Here is a 13430-nt window from a genome sequence, read left to right as displayed (position 1 = left end):
CGGACCGCCAACCCAATTGGAGGCCACTCCACGCCGCCGCCGGCGGCCATCATCCATCGGGTCTCCAGGAGCGGGCATGAACATCGACGATACCCTGCTGGAACGGCTGGTGCCCATGAACGCCCTGCCCCCCGGCCTTCGCACCCAGATACGGCAATCGGCGGCGCTGCTGGAACCCGCGGCCGGCGAACTCCTGTTCCACGAAGGCGACCGGGACCAGGCCCTTTATTACGTCATCCGCGGCGCCGTCGAACTGACCGGCGGGACAGATTTCCGGGAAACGGTAGAGGCCGGCGGAGAAGCGGCGCGCCACCCCTTGTCGCCCGAGCTGCCGCGCATCCGCTCGGCCAGGGCCATGGACAAAACCGCGGTCCTGCAAGTCAACCGCATACTGCTCGATACCTGCCTGTTCTGGGCCCAGGCCACCGGCGGTGACGACGACACCCCCGCCGCGGACTCCAATGACTGGCTCATTCGCCTCGCCGCCTCGGCCTTGTTCTCACGTGTGCCGCCGGAGAATATCCAGAAGGTGTTGACCCTGCTGGAACCGGTGCACTACCTGGCCGGCGACACCGTCGTCCGACAGGGTGAGATGGGAGATTACTACTACATCCTCCAACAGGGCCGCTGCGCCGTCTCCCGTCGCACCGCCGACGGCAGCCGGGAGATGCGGCTCGCGGAGCTGCGGCCGGGGGACTGCTTCGGCGAGGAGGCCCTCATCGCCGGCTCCCGGCGCAACGCCACCGTCACCATGGTCACCGACGGCGTGCTGCGGCGTCTGTCGAAGGGCCAGTTCACGGAACTCATCCGCAAACCCGTGGTGCGCGAACTGGACGCCGCCGCCGCCCGCGAGCTGGCCTCGCAACCGGACGTGCGCTGGCTCGATGTCCGGCTGCCGGAGGAACACGCCAAGACGGCCATTCGCGACAGCCTGAACATCCCCCTGGCACACCTGCGCTTGAAGATGTCCGAGCTGCAGCGTGGCCACCGCCATATCGTCTATTGCGATTCCGGCAGCCGCAGCGCGGTCGCCACCTTCCTGCTCATGGAGCACGGCTTCGAGGCCTACCATCTCGCCGGTGGCATCATGAACCGCGGGCATCGTGAGACCCGCGACCGCGAGCAGGTGCTGAACACCGCCCGCCAGGCCCAGCGGCGCCGGCTCGAACTGGCCCGCGCCAACCGTACCGTGGAGGAGGCGGCCCAGCGCTCCGCCCAGGCCGCCGGCATCGCCGAAGCGGCGGGGGAGGCCCTGAAGCATGGCCACGGCGAGCATAACGGCGCCAACCAGGCCCTCGAGGAGGCGCTGCATGCCGACCAGGAGCGCTTCCGCGCGGAGGCCCGACACACCGAGCAGACCCTGCGGGAGGCCCAGCAACGCCGCCTCGACCTGGCCGCCGACACCGCCATCCTGGAACGCCTGGCCGAAGAGGCCATCAGCGATGCCGAGAGCCGCGAAGAATCCCTACGCGCCGCCGCGGAGGAGCGCCTCAAGGCCGGCGAGGAACGTCTCGCGGCCATGTACCAGCGCGTATGCACCGAACTCGAACGGGTCCAGGAGGAACGCGCGCGTTTCGAATCCGAGGCCACGACACGCCGCGAAGAGCTGGTAGCCGCCGGGCGGCAGGCCGAATCCCGGTTGGCGGAGTTGGAACGCCAACGGGAACTCGCCGCCGCCGAGGTGAAGCGCAGCCACGCCGCCCTGGAACAACACGACCAGGACACGGCGGCGCACCGCCAAGGGCTGATGACCACGGAACTGGAACTCCGCCGCAGCAGTCACCAGAAGCTGGAGGACGAGCGCCGGCGGCTCGAGCAGGACTTCGCCGAAGTGGCGGCAGAACTCGAACAGCTGCAACGGCAGCGCCGGGAGGCGGCAGAGGCCCAACGTCTGGCCACGGAGGAGGCGGCACGGCTGGAGGCCCGGGATTCGGCCCCGTCATCCGCGGCCGAGGAGCCCACCGGGCCCCAGTCACCGGCGGCCCCTTCTCCGCTGGAGCAGGAACGCAGGACTCTCGAGGCCCGCACCGCCAAGGCCCGCGAGGCGTACGCCGCGGCCCAGGCCGAACTGGAGGCGCTGCTGGCCCGGGCCGCGGACACGCGGGCCACGGGCACCCTGGACCAGGCCATCGAGGAGCAGCGTCAGGTGGTGTCCCAGACCCGCGAGGAGGTGGACAGCGCGGAGACCACCGCGGAGCGGCTACGCATCACCCGCGAGATCATCGAGGCCGGCGATGCCCGCAGCGAGGCCATCGAGGACACCCTGCGCCGGCGTCTGGAGCGGGAACTCGAGGAATGGGTGGCGCGGGAATCCGAGAACGAGGATCGCAACCACAATGTCACCACGCGATTGTCGGAGGACCTTATCAAAGCCCAGAACGAGGCCTTGGAGGCCCTCAAGGCCGAGGAGGAGGCCACCGCCAACATGATGGACGAGGTCCGCAACCAGCTGGAGGGCCTGCGCTGAATCTACCGGGCCCCGGGGGCCCGGCGTCAGCCCTCTTCCTTACCGTAGGGGAAACGCACGTGGCCGTACCTGATCACCAGGATCGCCACGGCGACCACCAGTGCCGCCACCGCCACCCCGATCATCTCGAGGTAGTCCATACTCTTCATGTCCAGGATCAGGTAACGGGCCAGGGCGACGATGGCGATGTAGAGCGGGATCCGCACCGGCAGCTTGCCCGACTGGAGATACACCGCCACCATGGTCAGGATCTCCAGGTAGATGAACAGCAACAGCAGGTCCGCCAACGTGACCTTGCCGGCGCTGAACATCACGCCGATCTCGTCGCCGATGGCCACCACGGTTGCAATGGCAATGATCAATAGCCCAATATCCTGGAGCCAGGTCAGCGCCACCCCGCCTGCAGTCTGGAAGGACTTGATGCGATTACCCGAAGTCTTGGTGTCCATGGTGCTGTTACCTGTTCGTTAACGTGAAAGTCGCGAAGCACGATCTCCCCCTCTCCCTTTGGGACAAATCCGTCGGGAACGGATTTGAACGCGCCTTGGCGCGGCCCGCAGGGCGAAGGGCAGGATGCCCGGAGTATAGCGATGGGGTGAGGGAACGAACATGGCGATACGCGCTCCTCTTTGATCATTTCGGGTGGCGCGTATCGCCATGAGAGTTAACGGTTGGATTCTTATTGATTGCAGCGGCAACGAGCCCGTTGCCCCGGAAGGGGTAAAGGCGTGAGCTGCCGCGCCCCCCGAGCCCTGACCCTTCAGCCGGTGACCCTTGCCAATCCGGGCTTTTCCGCCGCACTGGAACAAGGGACACTATGCCCCCTGACCGATAACCCGCTGGAGCAGGATGATGGACAGCATTACCGTCGAGAGCAAGCCCTCCCCCGCCAAGCTCGACGTGATGGGCGTGGAAGACTGGCCACTGTGGGAAAAAGAGATCTCGGTGTTCCCCTGGACCTACGACGAAGCCGAGACCTGCTACATCCTGGAGGGCGAGGCCGTGGTGACCCCGGAGGACGGCGCGCCGGTGACCCTGAAACGCGGTGACCTGGTGCGCTTCGACGCCGGGCTCGCGTGTACCTGGGACATCCGCTCCCCCGTCAAGAAACACTATCAACTGGGTTAGAGGCCGCTCATGTTCCGTCCCTTTATCGTCAAGGCCCGCCCGCTGCGCGGGCTGGGCCTTATCCTGCTACTGGCGGCCCTCAGCGTCACCGGCCACGCCCAAGACTTCGACACCTGGGTCGCGGGGCTCAAGCAGGAGGCCCGTGAAGCGGGGATCTCCGAGTCCGTGCTGGAGGATGCCTTCGCCGGCGTCGCCCCCATTCCCCGGATCATCGAGCTGGATCGCAGCCAGCCGGAGTTCACCCTCACCTTCGAGGAATACCTGGAGCGGGTGCTGCCGCCGCGGCGGGTGCGCATGGGCCGCGAGCGGCTGGAGGCCCACGGGCCGTTGCTCGAGGCCATCGGCAATAAATACGGGGTGCAGCCCCGGTTCATCGTCGCCCTGTGGGGCATCGAGACCGATTTCGGCCGCATCACCGGGGGCTACCCGGTGATCGCCGCCCTCGCCACCCTCGCCCACGACGGTCGCCGCAGCGCCTTCTTCCGCGGCGAACTGCTGAAGGCCCTGCGGATCCTGGACCAGGGGCACATCGACGTCGCCGCCATGCAGGGATCGTGGGCGGGGGCCATGGGGCAGGTCCAATTCATGCCCTCCAGCTTCCTCAACTTCGCCCAGGACTACGATGGCGACGGCCGCAAGGACATCTGGACCACCACCGCCGATGCCTTCGCCTCCGCCGCCAACTATCTGGCGCGTTCCGGTTGGAACCCCGAGCAGACCTGGGGACGCAAGGCCCGCCTGCCAGCCGACTTCGACCCGGATCTGGTGGGGCGGGATATCGGCAAGAACCTGCAGGAATGGCAGGCCCTGGGCGTGCGCCGGGCCGACGGCCGGGATCTCCCCGCGGTGGACATCAGGGCCTCCGTGGTCCAACCCGGCGGCCCCGACGGCCCCGCCTACGTGGTCTACAACAACTACCACGTGCTCCTGAAGTGGAACCGCTCGGACTACTTCGCCACCACCGTGGGCACCCTCGCCGATCGCATCGCCGAACGGTAGGACCGCGCTTGCGTGCGAACCCCGGGCTCTGCGGGCTGTCGGGCTGAAGCCCGACCTACAGGTACGCCACCACCGCACGTTCCCGGGGCACGAATGTAGGTCGGTTGCTCCTGGCAACCGACATCCGCGCCCGCAAAGCGCCGAGTTTCCGTCGGCTGCCAAGAGCAGCCGACCTACGCCTCTGTCCTTCTCCCCAGGGGAAATGGGAAATGGGAAATGGGAAAAGATTACCACCCGCGCGTCCGCTCTGCTGACGCCGAAACGGTGGATCCGCTGCGCCTTTTCGAACTGCCACTCCTCCCGGACCTTCTCCCTTTTCGCGTCATTTCGCGTCTTTCGCGGTTACGCTTTTTGTAGGTCGGGATTCATCCCGACATCCAAACCCCGCCGCACGCACCCCGGGCCGGGTGGGCTTCAACGGCGCTCCTGCGGAGGGTTGTCCGCGGCGACGTGGGGCACCTGGTCCGGGCGCGCCAATAGCTCGAAATACACCAGCAGGGTCTTCTGCAGGCCGCGCTCGTTGTCGTCGCTCACCATGAACCAGCGATTATCCCGATGATGGGCGAGGCCCTCGAAGTTGTCGATATTCCAGCCGCGATGGCTGTCCAGCAGGGCCACCTCCTCTACCGCCAGGGTGGTTCCGTCGGCGTGATCCGGGAGTTCGGCGCGGCGCAGGCGGATGCGCAGGGGGTGGAACGGCGATACGAAGCTTCGTTCCAGGGTGAGAAGGTCCCGCTCCGGCAGGTATTCCATGGCCACCAGGGAGGCGTCGGTGTCCGGGGACAGGGGGTAGCGCCAGTGATTCCCCTCGAGGTCGTAAAGCCTCAGCCCTTCCCCGGCCTCGTTCCAGAAGGGGCGCTCCGGTCCCGTCAGCGGCCCTACGCCCGCGACGAAGGCCACGGCCTCCAGAGCCCGGTTGGGATGGTTGTAGTTGTCCACCAGCCTGAGGGGGGTGGGCAGGGCATAGCTGGCGGCCCAGTGGCCGTCCGGCCTGAACACCATCAGGCGCGGGGTCTGTTCGAAGCCGATCACCAGCCGCGTATCGCCGCGCACGCCGTTGTCGGCATTGAGGGCCACCATGCCCTCGGAATCGGCGTGACGCCGCGGGATGTAACGCCCGTTGGCATTGCGCAGGTGAAACCCTCGCAGCCCCTCCACCGCCTTCAGCATGCCGTCCGCCATGTGGGGCCGCAGGTGGAAGATCCGCCCCCGGTCGGACAGGGCGTAGAGCAGGTCCTCATCCGCGTCCCAGGCAAGCGCGGAGAGGCCCGCCACGCCGACGCCATCGAGGTCCACCGCCTCCAGCTCCACGGCGCCCCGCAGCCTGATCCCCTCGAACTCCTCCCCCGGCCCCAGCTCATGGTGTAGGACATGGGACCGGCTGATGACCTCCCCGGCCACCGCTGCCGCCAGCCAGGGCAGGAGCATCAGGGTCGTCAGAGCACGTCCCGGCCATGGGGCCACCGGCGCCATGTCAGATGACCCGCTCGTTGCCCCCGTCCACCGGCAGCTGGGCACCGGTGGTACAGGCGTAGTCCTCGCCGCACAGGTTCGCCGCCAGCTCCGCCACCCGCCGGCTGGTGATGTCCGTCTTCAGCAGGTTGCGCCGACGGTAGGCCTCCACGGACAGGCCGTAGTGGGCGGCCCGCGCCGCCAGCACCTCGGCGGTCCACAGCCCGGTGTCGAAGACAGCGTCGGGGTGCAGCATGTTGACGCGGATGCCATCGGGCGCCCACTCCAGGGCCGTGACCCGGGCCAGTTGCAACAGGGCCGCCTTGGAGGCGGAATAGGCGGCCGCCCCCAGTCCCGGCGCCGCCACGTTGCGGGAGCCCATCACCACCACCCGGCCATGGCGGGGCGCGAGCCTGAGGAGCCCATGGGCGTGCTTCAACAGGAACAGGTTGGCGTCGAGATTCACCGCCATGACGCGGCGCCACTGCTGTGCCGTCTCGGCGGCCACGGGGGTGCCCCCGGGGAATAAGCCGGCGTTCAGCACCAGCATGTCCAGGCCTCCGAAGGTACGTTCCGCCAGGGCCAGGGCGGCGGCGACCGCCGCCTCGTCGCTGACATCACAGCGCACGGCGAGTACCCCCACGCCGTCGTCCAGCGCCTCCACCGCCGGCGCCACATCCACCGCCACCACCGCCGCGCCCCGGGCCCTGAAGGCCTCCACGCAGGCCCGGCCGATGCCGGATGCCGCGCCCGTCACCAGCACCACCTCGCCACGGAAGGCGGGCCCGCCGGCACCCCGCGCCAGCTTGGCCTGCTCCAACTCCCAGTACTCCATGTCGAACAGGTCCTTCTCCGGCAGGGCGCGGTAGCCGCCCAGGGCCTCGGCGCGGCCGATTACGCCCATGGTATGGCGATAGATGTCCGCCACCGCATCGGCCTCGCCGGCATCACGGCCCACGGCCACCAGACCCAGTTCCGGGTCCAGCACCACCCGCGGCGCGGGGTCCAGCAGGGTGACGGGGGTGCGCGCGGCGCCGGCATGGCGCTCGAAGTAGGCGCGGTAGGCCTTGCCATAGGCAGCCACGTCCCGCCCCCACAGAGGCACGGCCTTGGTGCGGATGACATGATCCGGCGTGGCGGGCCCGCGCTGGGTGATGCGCTCCACGTCGGGGCGGGCCAGGAAGGCGGCCACCGCCGGCCCGGCATCGCGGCGCAGCACGCAGGGCCGGCCCATGGCGTCCGCCACATCGCGGCGCAACCGGGCCAGGGCCAGGAACGGCGGCGACGCTAACCCTGCGGGTTCGGCGGGCGGCCCCGCCCACGCCCCTCTGGCCTTCAGGAATGCCTCGGCCCGGCTCACCAACTCGATCATGGTGTCGTAGGAGTCCCGGGCGCTGGCGCCGAAGCTGAAGATGCCATGGTTCATGAGAACCATGCCACGGGTGGCGGGTCCGGCCCGGCGGGCGAACTCGGCGGCGCAGCGGCGGGCCAGGTCGAAACCCGGCATGACATAGGGGATGACCACCACCTCGTCACCGTAGACCTCTCGGATGTGCCCTTCGCCGCCGGGGGTGTTGGTGATGCTCACCACGGCGTCGGCGTGAGTGTGGTCCACATAGCGGTGGGGCAGCACGGCGTGGAGGATGGCCTCCACCGACGGCGTGGGCGCCTCGGCCCGCAGACACAGGCGCTTGAGTTCGGCCATCATGTGCAGATCCGAGAGACGCTCCAGGGTCGCCAGCCGCGCCGTGCCGGCGAGGTCCAGGGGCGCGAAACCGGCGGCCTCGATGCGGGCCAGGTCCCAGCCGCTGCCCTTGACATAGAGCACTTCCCGGGGCTCGCCGTAGAGATCGGGCTCCGTCACCTTGACCGAGGTGTTGCCGCCACCGTGAAGCACCAGCTCCGACTCCGCGCCCAACAGCCTGGAGCTGTAGACCCGCGGCCCGAGGGGCCCTTCGAACGCGACCACAGACTCATCGTCCCATTGGTTTTGCATGATCTCCCGGTTCGTCAGCAGAATTCATGAGTGTATATGAAAAGAATTTTTCTCTCGCCGAGGCGCCAAGATCGCCAAGTTAGCCCATCATCCTTGGTACCGGATGCCGTACTCCTTGCTCCCTGGGCCACCGGATATGGAACAGGTCACGAATACAACGAAAACAATTGGCTAAGGTTTTCTTGGCGTTCTTGGCGTTCTTGGCGAGAGTCTGTTGTTCGTGGCGGAAAGACCAACCCGAAGGTCCCCACGCCGCTACCATTTATACATGCCCATCATATGCTTGGCGCTCGCGGCCATTATCAACCAGGCCACGGCGGCGAAAAATGGCCCGTCCTGCGCAGGTCTAACGAGCCCCCGCCCTGGGGGGCTCGGGCACGGCCCGCAGTATCCCCGGGGCGCACTGTACCAGCACCGTGTCCCCCGCCGGCCGCCACGGCATCCCCAGGGCCCCCGTATCCCGGAAGGACACGGCGCGGGACAGCAGCAGATCGCCCGCACCCCGCACCCGAAACGGCTGGCGCCAGTCGCCACATCCGGTCATGAAGGTATAGGCCCGCCGCGCGCTGCGGGATGCGTCCACGGCGAAGTCTGGGGGTGCGGGCCAGGGCTGGCGGGTGGCCGCCGCGGGATCCTGACGTTCGTCGCTAAAGGCGCCGTCGGGGTGGGCCGCGAGCAATCCCAGGAGGCCGGTCACTCCGAGGGCGACCAGTCGGCGGTCCAGGGCGGCGCCGCCGGCACCCATGGGCAGGGGTCCCGTCTCCCGCGCCACCACGTCTCCGGCATCCAGCTCCGGCACCACCCGATGCAGGCTCACATGCAGCCGCTCCACGCCGTCCCGCAGTTGCCAGAACAGGGGCGCCGGCCCCCGGTACAGGGGCAACCGCGAGGGATGGATGTTGAGGGTGCCCCAGGGCGGCAGATCAGCCACGGCCATGGGCAGGGGGCGCGGGAAACAGGCCATGATGCCGAGCACGGGCCGTAGTTCCGAGACCCGCTCTACCGCGCTCTCGGGGGCATGGGGTGGCAGGTGGATCAGGGGGATCCCCCGGCGGCGGGCGAGTTCGGCCGTGGAGCCAGCGGCGCAGGCGGGCTGCTCGTAGAAGGTCCCCGCCTGTCCCGGCAGCACCAGGACCCGGGGGATCAGTCCGCCGCCGATCAGCCCCTCCAATACCGCGGCGGAGAAGCGGCCGTTGGTGGCAAACAGCACCAGGGGCGGAAAAGGACCCGCCATGGCATCACTCGGGGGGATCGTCGCAGGGCGCGCCGCCGCTGAAGCGACCCGCCCGGGCCAGGGGGTCCGAGAAACCGAAATCCTTCAGGTCCTGTACCCGCTGGGGATAGAGCACGCCGTCCAGATGGTCGCACTCATGCTGCACCACGCGGGCATGGAAATCCGTGGCCTCGACCTCGATGGGCCGCCCACGCTGGTCGAAGCCCCGGTACCTGACATGCAGATGACGTGGCACCAGGCCGCGCATGCCGGGCACGCTGAGGCAACCCTCCCAGTCCGTCTCCATGGCCTCGTCCAGGGGCTCGATCTCCGGGTTGATGAGGATGGTGGGGGGCACGGGGGGCGCGTCCGGATAGCGGGGATTGATATCGTAGCCGAACACCACTACCCGCAGGGGCACGCCGATCTGGGGGGCTGCCAACCCGGCGCCGTTCTGGGCCGCCATGGTGTCGTGCATGTCCACCAGCAGGGCCCCCAGTTCCGTGGAACCGAAATCGGTCACCGGCCGCGCCACCTCCGCCAGCCGCGGATCGCCCATTTTCAAGACCTCGCGTACCGCCATCGCCGTCTCGCTCCTGTTCGGGTTATAGCTCTCGCTTGCGGGCCAGGGCGTGGCCGTCGCCGATGGGTACCAGGCTGATGTCCACCCTTGTGTCGTCCCGCACCCTCTCGTTGAAGGCACGGATGGCCATGGTGTCTTTATCGCCCGCAATCCCCCGGCCACTGCTGGTAAAATGCCCGGCCCATCGCCATTATCCTGAAATCATGCAGATCAAGATCCTCATCAACGAACGCCAGTTCGACATCGACGTCACCCCGGAACACATCGCCATGGGACGACCCATGTTCGCCAAGATGGACAAGGACATGGACCGCGGCTGGCGCATGGGGCCCCAGTTCATCGAGCACCCCGACCGCGTGACGCGCGCCCAGATCGTCGCCGACCGCCTGCTCACCGCCCTGGAGACCGGGGACGACAACATGACCAAGGCCATGTCCGCCTACATCGCCGATCGCCTGCCCGAGGTGCGCACCATCCACATCGATACCGGTGGCGAACCCCTCAATACCTCGCTGCAGGACGAGCGCGGAGGAGAGATCCGGACCTGACGGTTCCTCGAATCAGGGCCGGCGCCAGGGGGTTGCGACAGCGTTCCCCCTGAAGAGGCCCGGGCCGGGACCCGGGACAAGGCACCCGGGAGTCCACCGCCATCGTCCGCAGCGTCGCCGCGCCTGTCACAGGGACTGAATGTTCAGCCCCAGCTGCGGGGCCACCCGCTCCAGGGTACCGCGGTCGCTGACCACGGCGGTATGGGCGGCGGCGGGCGTCAACCAGGTCTGCGCCACGCGCCTGAGATCCTCCAGGCTCACATCGAGCAGGCGCGAGCGCAGGCGTCGGCGCTGCCCGGCATCGCGGCCATGGAGCTCGCCATAGAAGGCCTTCACCGCCTCGCCGGCCGGGGATTCGGGCCGGTCGATGGCGCCGATGACGCCGAGGATGGCCTCCTCCACCTGGCGCGGCTCGTGCCTGGCCGACAACAGCCAGTCCACCGAGCCGTCGAAATCGGCCAGGGTGCCTTCCAGCCGCGGATCACGATAGGAGAAGAAGCGGAAAGCCCCGGCATCGGAATCGTAGCCGGCGCCGGAGCCATAGGCCCCGCCCTGCTCGCGGATGGCGCGGTGCAGGAAGCCATTGGTGAGAAAGCGGCCCAGCACCATCAGGGCGGCGGCATCGGCGTGGTCCACGGCCACCGTGGGATAGGCCTTGGCGCAGAAGTTCACCTGGGTGTTCACCGCCCAGCCCTCTTTGACCACACCCTCGGGCTGGGGTGGCACCAGGGGGCGGAAGGAGCCGGTCTCCACCGGTCCGCGCCACACCCGGCTCACGGTCTCCAACACCTCGTCCCGGACCCCGTCCTCGGCCACCACCAGCAGGCGGCGCGGGCCCGTGAGCAGGGTGTCCCGGATTGCCTCGAGATCTGCGGACAGGCGTTTGATGCCGTCCTGCTCCTTGAGGGCCGTGTCCAGGCGCTTGAGGGTACGGATCCCCTCGAGACCGTTCCAGCGGTGGGCCAGGGTGGCGGATGGGGACAGGCCCGCCGCGGCGGCGGTCATGGCCAGGCCGTGACCGTGGTCGGTGATCCCCATCTCCCGCTGCAGGCGCAACTGGGACACCAGTTCCTTGAGGCGCGCCAGCTCATCGAAGCGGGGCCGCTCATAGACCGCCTGCAGCATCTCCACCATGGGCGCGGTGTTGCGCACCAGGGCCTTGGAGCTCAGGGTGTAGAAGCCGCGGGCGCGGGACACGTCGTCCACCGCGCCGCGCATGGAAAAGCCGGCGTTCAGACTCCCCGTGACCGCGGCCTGGCGTCGTTGGGTCTCGAGATAATCCTGCTCCCCCGCCCCCACCTCGGTGACACAGTCGCAGAACACTGGCAGGAGATCTTCCTGGGCCTTGGAGAGTTCGGGCAGCTCCACCACGACATGGCTGTATACCAGGCCGTTGGTGCCCTGACCGAACCACGTGGCGGTAAGGTCCCCGACGCGCGCCTCGCTGCCCTCGGCCACCACGAGGTCGGGGGCCACGTCCTCGAGGCCCACCTTGGGCAGCAGAGACGGGTCGTCCTCCTTCATCTGCCGGGCCTCCAGGGCAGCGGTACGTTCGATGACGGCCTGGCGGGCACGTTCGTCGAGGGCCTCTTTCATCAGGGCCAGTCGCGCCTTCTCCCGCTCCTGCTGATGGCGGACCAACTCCTTGTCCGGTGCCATCACCACCCGCACCCGGTGGGGGTTGTCCAGCAGCAGGCGGCGGGTGAGGAGGGGAATGAAATCGGTATCCTTGATGTCCTCCCGCAGGGTGGCCAGGGCCCAGTCGAGGTCCAGCACCGCCGCCGCATCGCCACCGTGGATGGCGGCCCCGAGGGCGTTGATCATCAGGCGCAGGCCGTAGGGGAAGCGCCCGCCGCTGATCTCCCGCTGGGAGAGTTCCAACTGGTGGAGCACCGATTCCACCATATCCTGCGCCACCCCTGCGGCGGCCACCTGCTCCAGCACGCCGAGGATGAGCCGCTCCACGGCATCGGCGGACTCCGGGTTGGAGCCCTCGAGACCGCACATGAAAGCGCCCTCCATGGTGGAATCACTGAAGCCGCAGAGTTCCGAAGGCGCCGCCCCCAGGTCCGTGGTCTCCAGGGCCTGGCGCAGGGGCGAGGCGCTGTTGTCCAGCAGTACACCGGACAACAGATGGGCCTCCAGGGTGGCCTTGAGATCGGTGGTGCGGTCCAGCAGCCAGCCCATGACGATGTGGGTACGGTCGCGGGTGTCCTCCTCGCCCTCCAGGGGGTAGGCAGATTCCACGGCGACGGGCGCGGTGTAGCGCTGCTCCGCCGGCACCCTCAAGTCGATGTCGAGGCGGTCGAACTCCTTGAGGGCCCGTTCCTCGAAGCGCTCCTGGTGCCAGGAGGCCGGCAACGTGCCATAGGTCAGAAAGATGGCATTGGACGGATGGTAATGACGGCGGTGGAAGGCCAGCAGGTCCTCATAGCCGAGATCCGGGATGTGCTCGGGCTCACCACCACTGTTGTAATGGTAGGTATTGGTGGGAAACAGATGCTCCTGCAGCAACTGCCACAGGCGACTCACAGCGGAACTCATCGCCCCCTTCATCTCGTTGTACACCACCCCCTTGAACACCAGATCGGAGTCGGGGTTGCGGGGCTCGGCGAATTCCACCCGGTGGCCCTCCTGGGCGAAGTCCAACTCGTGGAGATTGGGAAAGAAGGCGGCGTCCAGGTAGACCTGGAGCAGGTTGTCGAAGTCCTTCTCGTTCTGGCTGGCGAAGGGGTAGGCGGTCCAGTCGCTGCTGGTGAAGGCGTTCATGAAGGTGGACAGGGAGCGCCGGGTCATCATGAAAAAGGGGTCCCGCACCGGATAATGGCGGCTGCCGCACAGCGCCGTATGCTCGAGGATATGGGCCACCCCTGTGGAGTCCTGGGGCACCGTGAGGAACGCCACCATGAAGGCGTTGTTGGTATCTTCCGAGACCAGATGGAGATGGCGTGCGCCGGTGCGGGCGTGCCGGTATTCCTCGAAGGTCACGTTGAGTGACGGGATGTCACGGCTGCTCAGTTTCTCGAAGGTGGAATCATTCATAA

Annotated in this window: 10 protein-coding genes and 1 pseudogene; 4 read left to right on the top strand and 7 right to left on the bottom strand. The window is 68.0% G+C overall.

The genetic code is table 11. From position 1 onward, the window contains the following. Positions 1–76: 76 nt before the first annotated feature. Complete coding sequence (locus U5S82_12235) at positions 77–2467, top strand: cyclic nucleotide-binding domain-containing protein (GenBank protein ID MDZ7752411.1); 2391 nt, start codon at positions 77–79, stop codon at positions 2465–2467. A 26-nt stretch (positions 2468–2493) separates the two neighbouring features. On the opposite strand, the gene U5S82_12230 is transcribed toward U5S82_12235, so the two are convergent. Next, positions 2494–2916: a phosphate-starvation-inducible PsiE family protein gene (locus U5S82_12230; GenBank protein MDZ7752410.1), complete on the bottom strand. Its 423-nt coding sequence runs from the start codon at positions 2914–2916 to the stop codon at positions 2494–2496. A gap of 403 nt (positions 2917–3319) precedes the next feature. Here U5S82_12230 and U5S82_12225 point away from each other — a divergent pair, with 403 nt between their 5' ends. After that, positions 3320–3595, top strand: coding sequence for a cupin domain-containing protein (locus U5S82_12225; protein ID MDZ7752409.1), 276 nt, complete (start codon positions 3320–3322; stop codon positions 3593–3595). Positions 3596–3604: 9 nt separating this feature from the next. Then, entirely contained in the window at positions 3605–4594 is a 990-nt protein-coding gene (locus U5S82_12220) for a lytic murein transglycosylase (protein MDZ7752408.1), read from the top strand. A 414-nt stretch (positions 4595–5008) separates the two neighbouring features. Here the strand turns inward: U5S82_12220 and U5S82_12215 are convergent, their stop codons facing one another. From U5S82_12215 to U5S82_12195, 5 genes and pseudogenes are all read right to left on the bottom strand, one after another. Continuing rightward, a complete protein-coding gene (locus tag U5S82_12215; protein ID MDZ7752407.1) occupies positions 5009–6067 on the bottom strand; it encodes an esterase-like activity of phytase family protein in 1059 nt (352 codons plus the stop codon). Position 6068: 1 nt separating this feature from the next. Further along, positions 6069–8042, bottom strand: coding sequence for a bifunctional aldolase/short-chain dehydrogenase (locus U5S82_12210; protein ID MDZ7752406.1), 1974 nt, complete (start codon positions 8040–8042; stop codon positions 6069–6071). Between the two features lie 346 nt (positions 8043–8388). Further along, the gene (locus U5S82_12205; GenBank protein MDZ7752405.1) at positions 8389–9276 is read right to left on the bottom strand and encodes a formyltransferase family protein; all 888 of its coding nucleotides are present in this window, start codon (positions 9274–9276) and stop codon (positions 8389–8391) included. Positions 9277–9280: 4 nt separating this feature from the next. Then, positions 9281–9838 (bottom strand): peptide deformylase, encoded by a 558-nt coding sequence (def, locus tag U5S82_12200; protein ID MDZ7752404.1) that lies wholly within the window; start codon positions 9836–9838, stop codon positions 9281–9283. Between the two features lie 22 nt (positions 9839–9860). Beyond that, a pseudogene (locus U5S82_12195) lies at positions 9861–9980 on the bottom strand (SAM-dependent methyltransferase). 61 nt (positions 9981–10041) lie between these two features. Here U5S82_12195 and U5S82_12190 point away from each other — a divergent pair. Then, positions 10042–10386, top strand: a complete 345-nt coding sequence (locus tag U5S82_12190; protein ID MDZ7752403.1) for a hypothetical protein — start codon at positions 10042–10044, stop codon at positions 10384–10386. Positions 10387–10512: 126 nt separating this feature from the next. On the opposite strand, the gene U5S82_12185 is transcribed toward U5S82_12190, so the two are convergent. Beyond that, positions 10513–13428: an insulinase family protein gene (locus tag U5S82_12185; protein MDZ7752402.1), complete on the bottom strand. Its 2916-nt coding sequence runs from the start codon at positions 13426–13428 to the stop codon at positions 10513–10515. Positions 13429–13430 lie beyond the last annotated feature (2 nt).

The sequence above is a fragment of the Gammaproteobacteria bacterium genome (assembly GCA_034522055.1).
In the GTDB taxonomy this organism is placed as follows: Bacteria; Pseudomonadota; Gammaproteobacteria; order JAABTG01; family JAABTG01; genus JAABTG01.
Note: the sequence above shows the minus strand (reverse complement) of the source record. Positions and strands in the feature narration are given on the sequence as shown.

What these genes read in the sequence shown, in the direction of transcription:
- U5S82_12235 (MDZ7752411.1), top strand. Translation starts at nt 77, where the DNA reads ATGAACATCGACGATACCCTGCTGGAACGGCTGGTGCCCATGAACGCC.
- U5S82_12230 (MDZ7752410.1), bottom strand. Translation starts at nt 2,916, where the DNA reads ATGGACACCAAGACTTCGGGTAATCGCATCAAGTCCTTCCAGACTGCA.
- U5S82_12225 (MDZ7752409.1), top strand. Translation starts at nt 3,320, where the DNA reads ATGGACAGCATTACCGTCGAGAGCAAGCCCTCCCCCGCCAAGCTCGAC.
- U5S82_12220 (MDZ7752408.1), top strand. Translation starts at nt 3,605, where the DNA reads ATGTTCCGTCCCTTTATCGTCAAGGCCCGCCCGCTGCGCGGGCTGGGC.
- U5S82_12215 (MDZ7752407.1), bottom strand. Translation starts at nt 6,067, where the DNA reads ATGGCGCCGGTGGCCCCATGGCCGGGACGTGCTCTGACGACCCTGATG.
- U5S82_12210 (MDZ7752406.1), bottom strand. Translation starts at nt 8,042, where the DNA reads ATGCAAAACCAATGGGACGATGAGTCTGTGGTCGCGTTCGAAGGGCCC.
- U5S82_12205 (MDZ7752405.1), bottom strand. Translation starts at nt 9,276, where the DNA reads ATGGCGGGTCCTTTTCCGCCCCTGGTGCTGTTTGCCACCAACGGCCGC.
- def (MDZ7752404.1), bottom strand. Translation starts at nt 9,838, where the DNA reads ATGGCGGTACGCGAGGTCTTGAAAATGGGCGATCCGCGGCTGGCGGAG.
- U5S82_12190 (MDZ7752403.1), top strand. Translation starts at nt 10,042, where the DNA reads ATGCAGATCAAGATCCTCATCAACGAACGCCAGTTCGACATCGACGTC.
- U5S82_12185 (MDZ7752402.1), bottom strand. Translation starts at nt 13,428, where the DNA reads ATGAATGATTCCACCTTCGAGAAACTGAGCAGCCGTGACATCCCGTCA.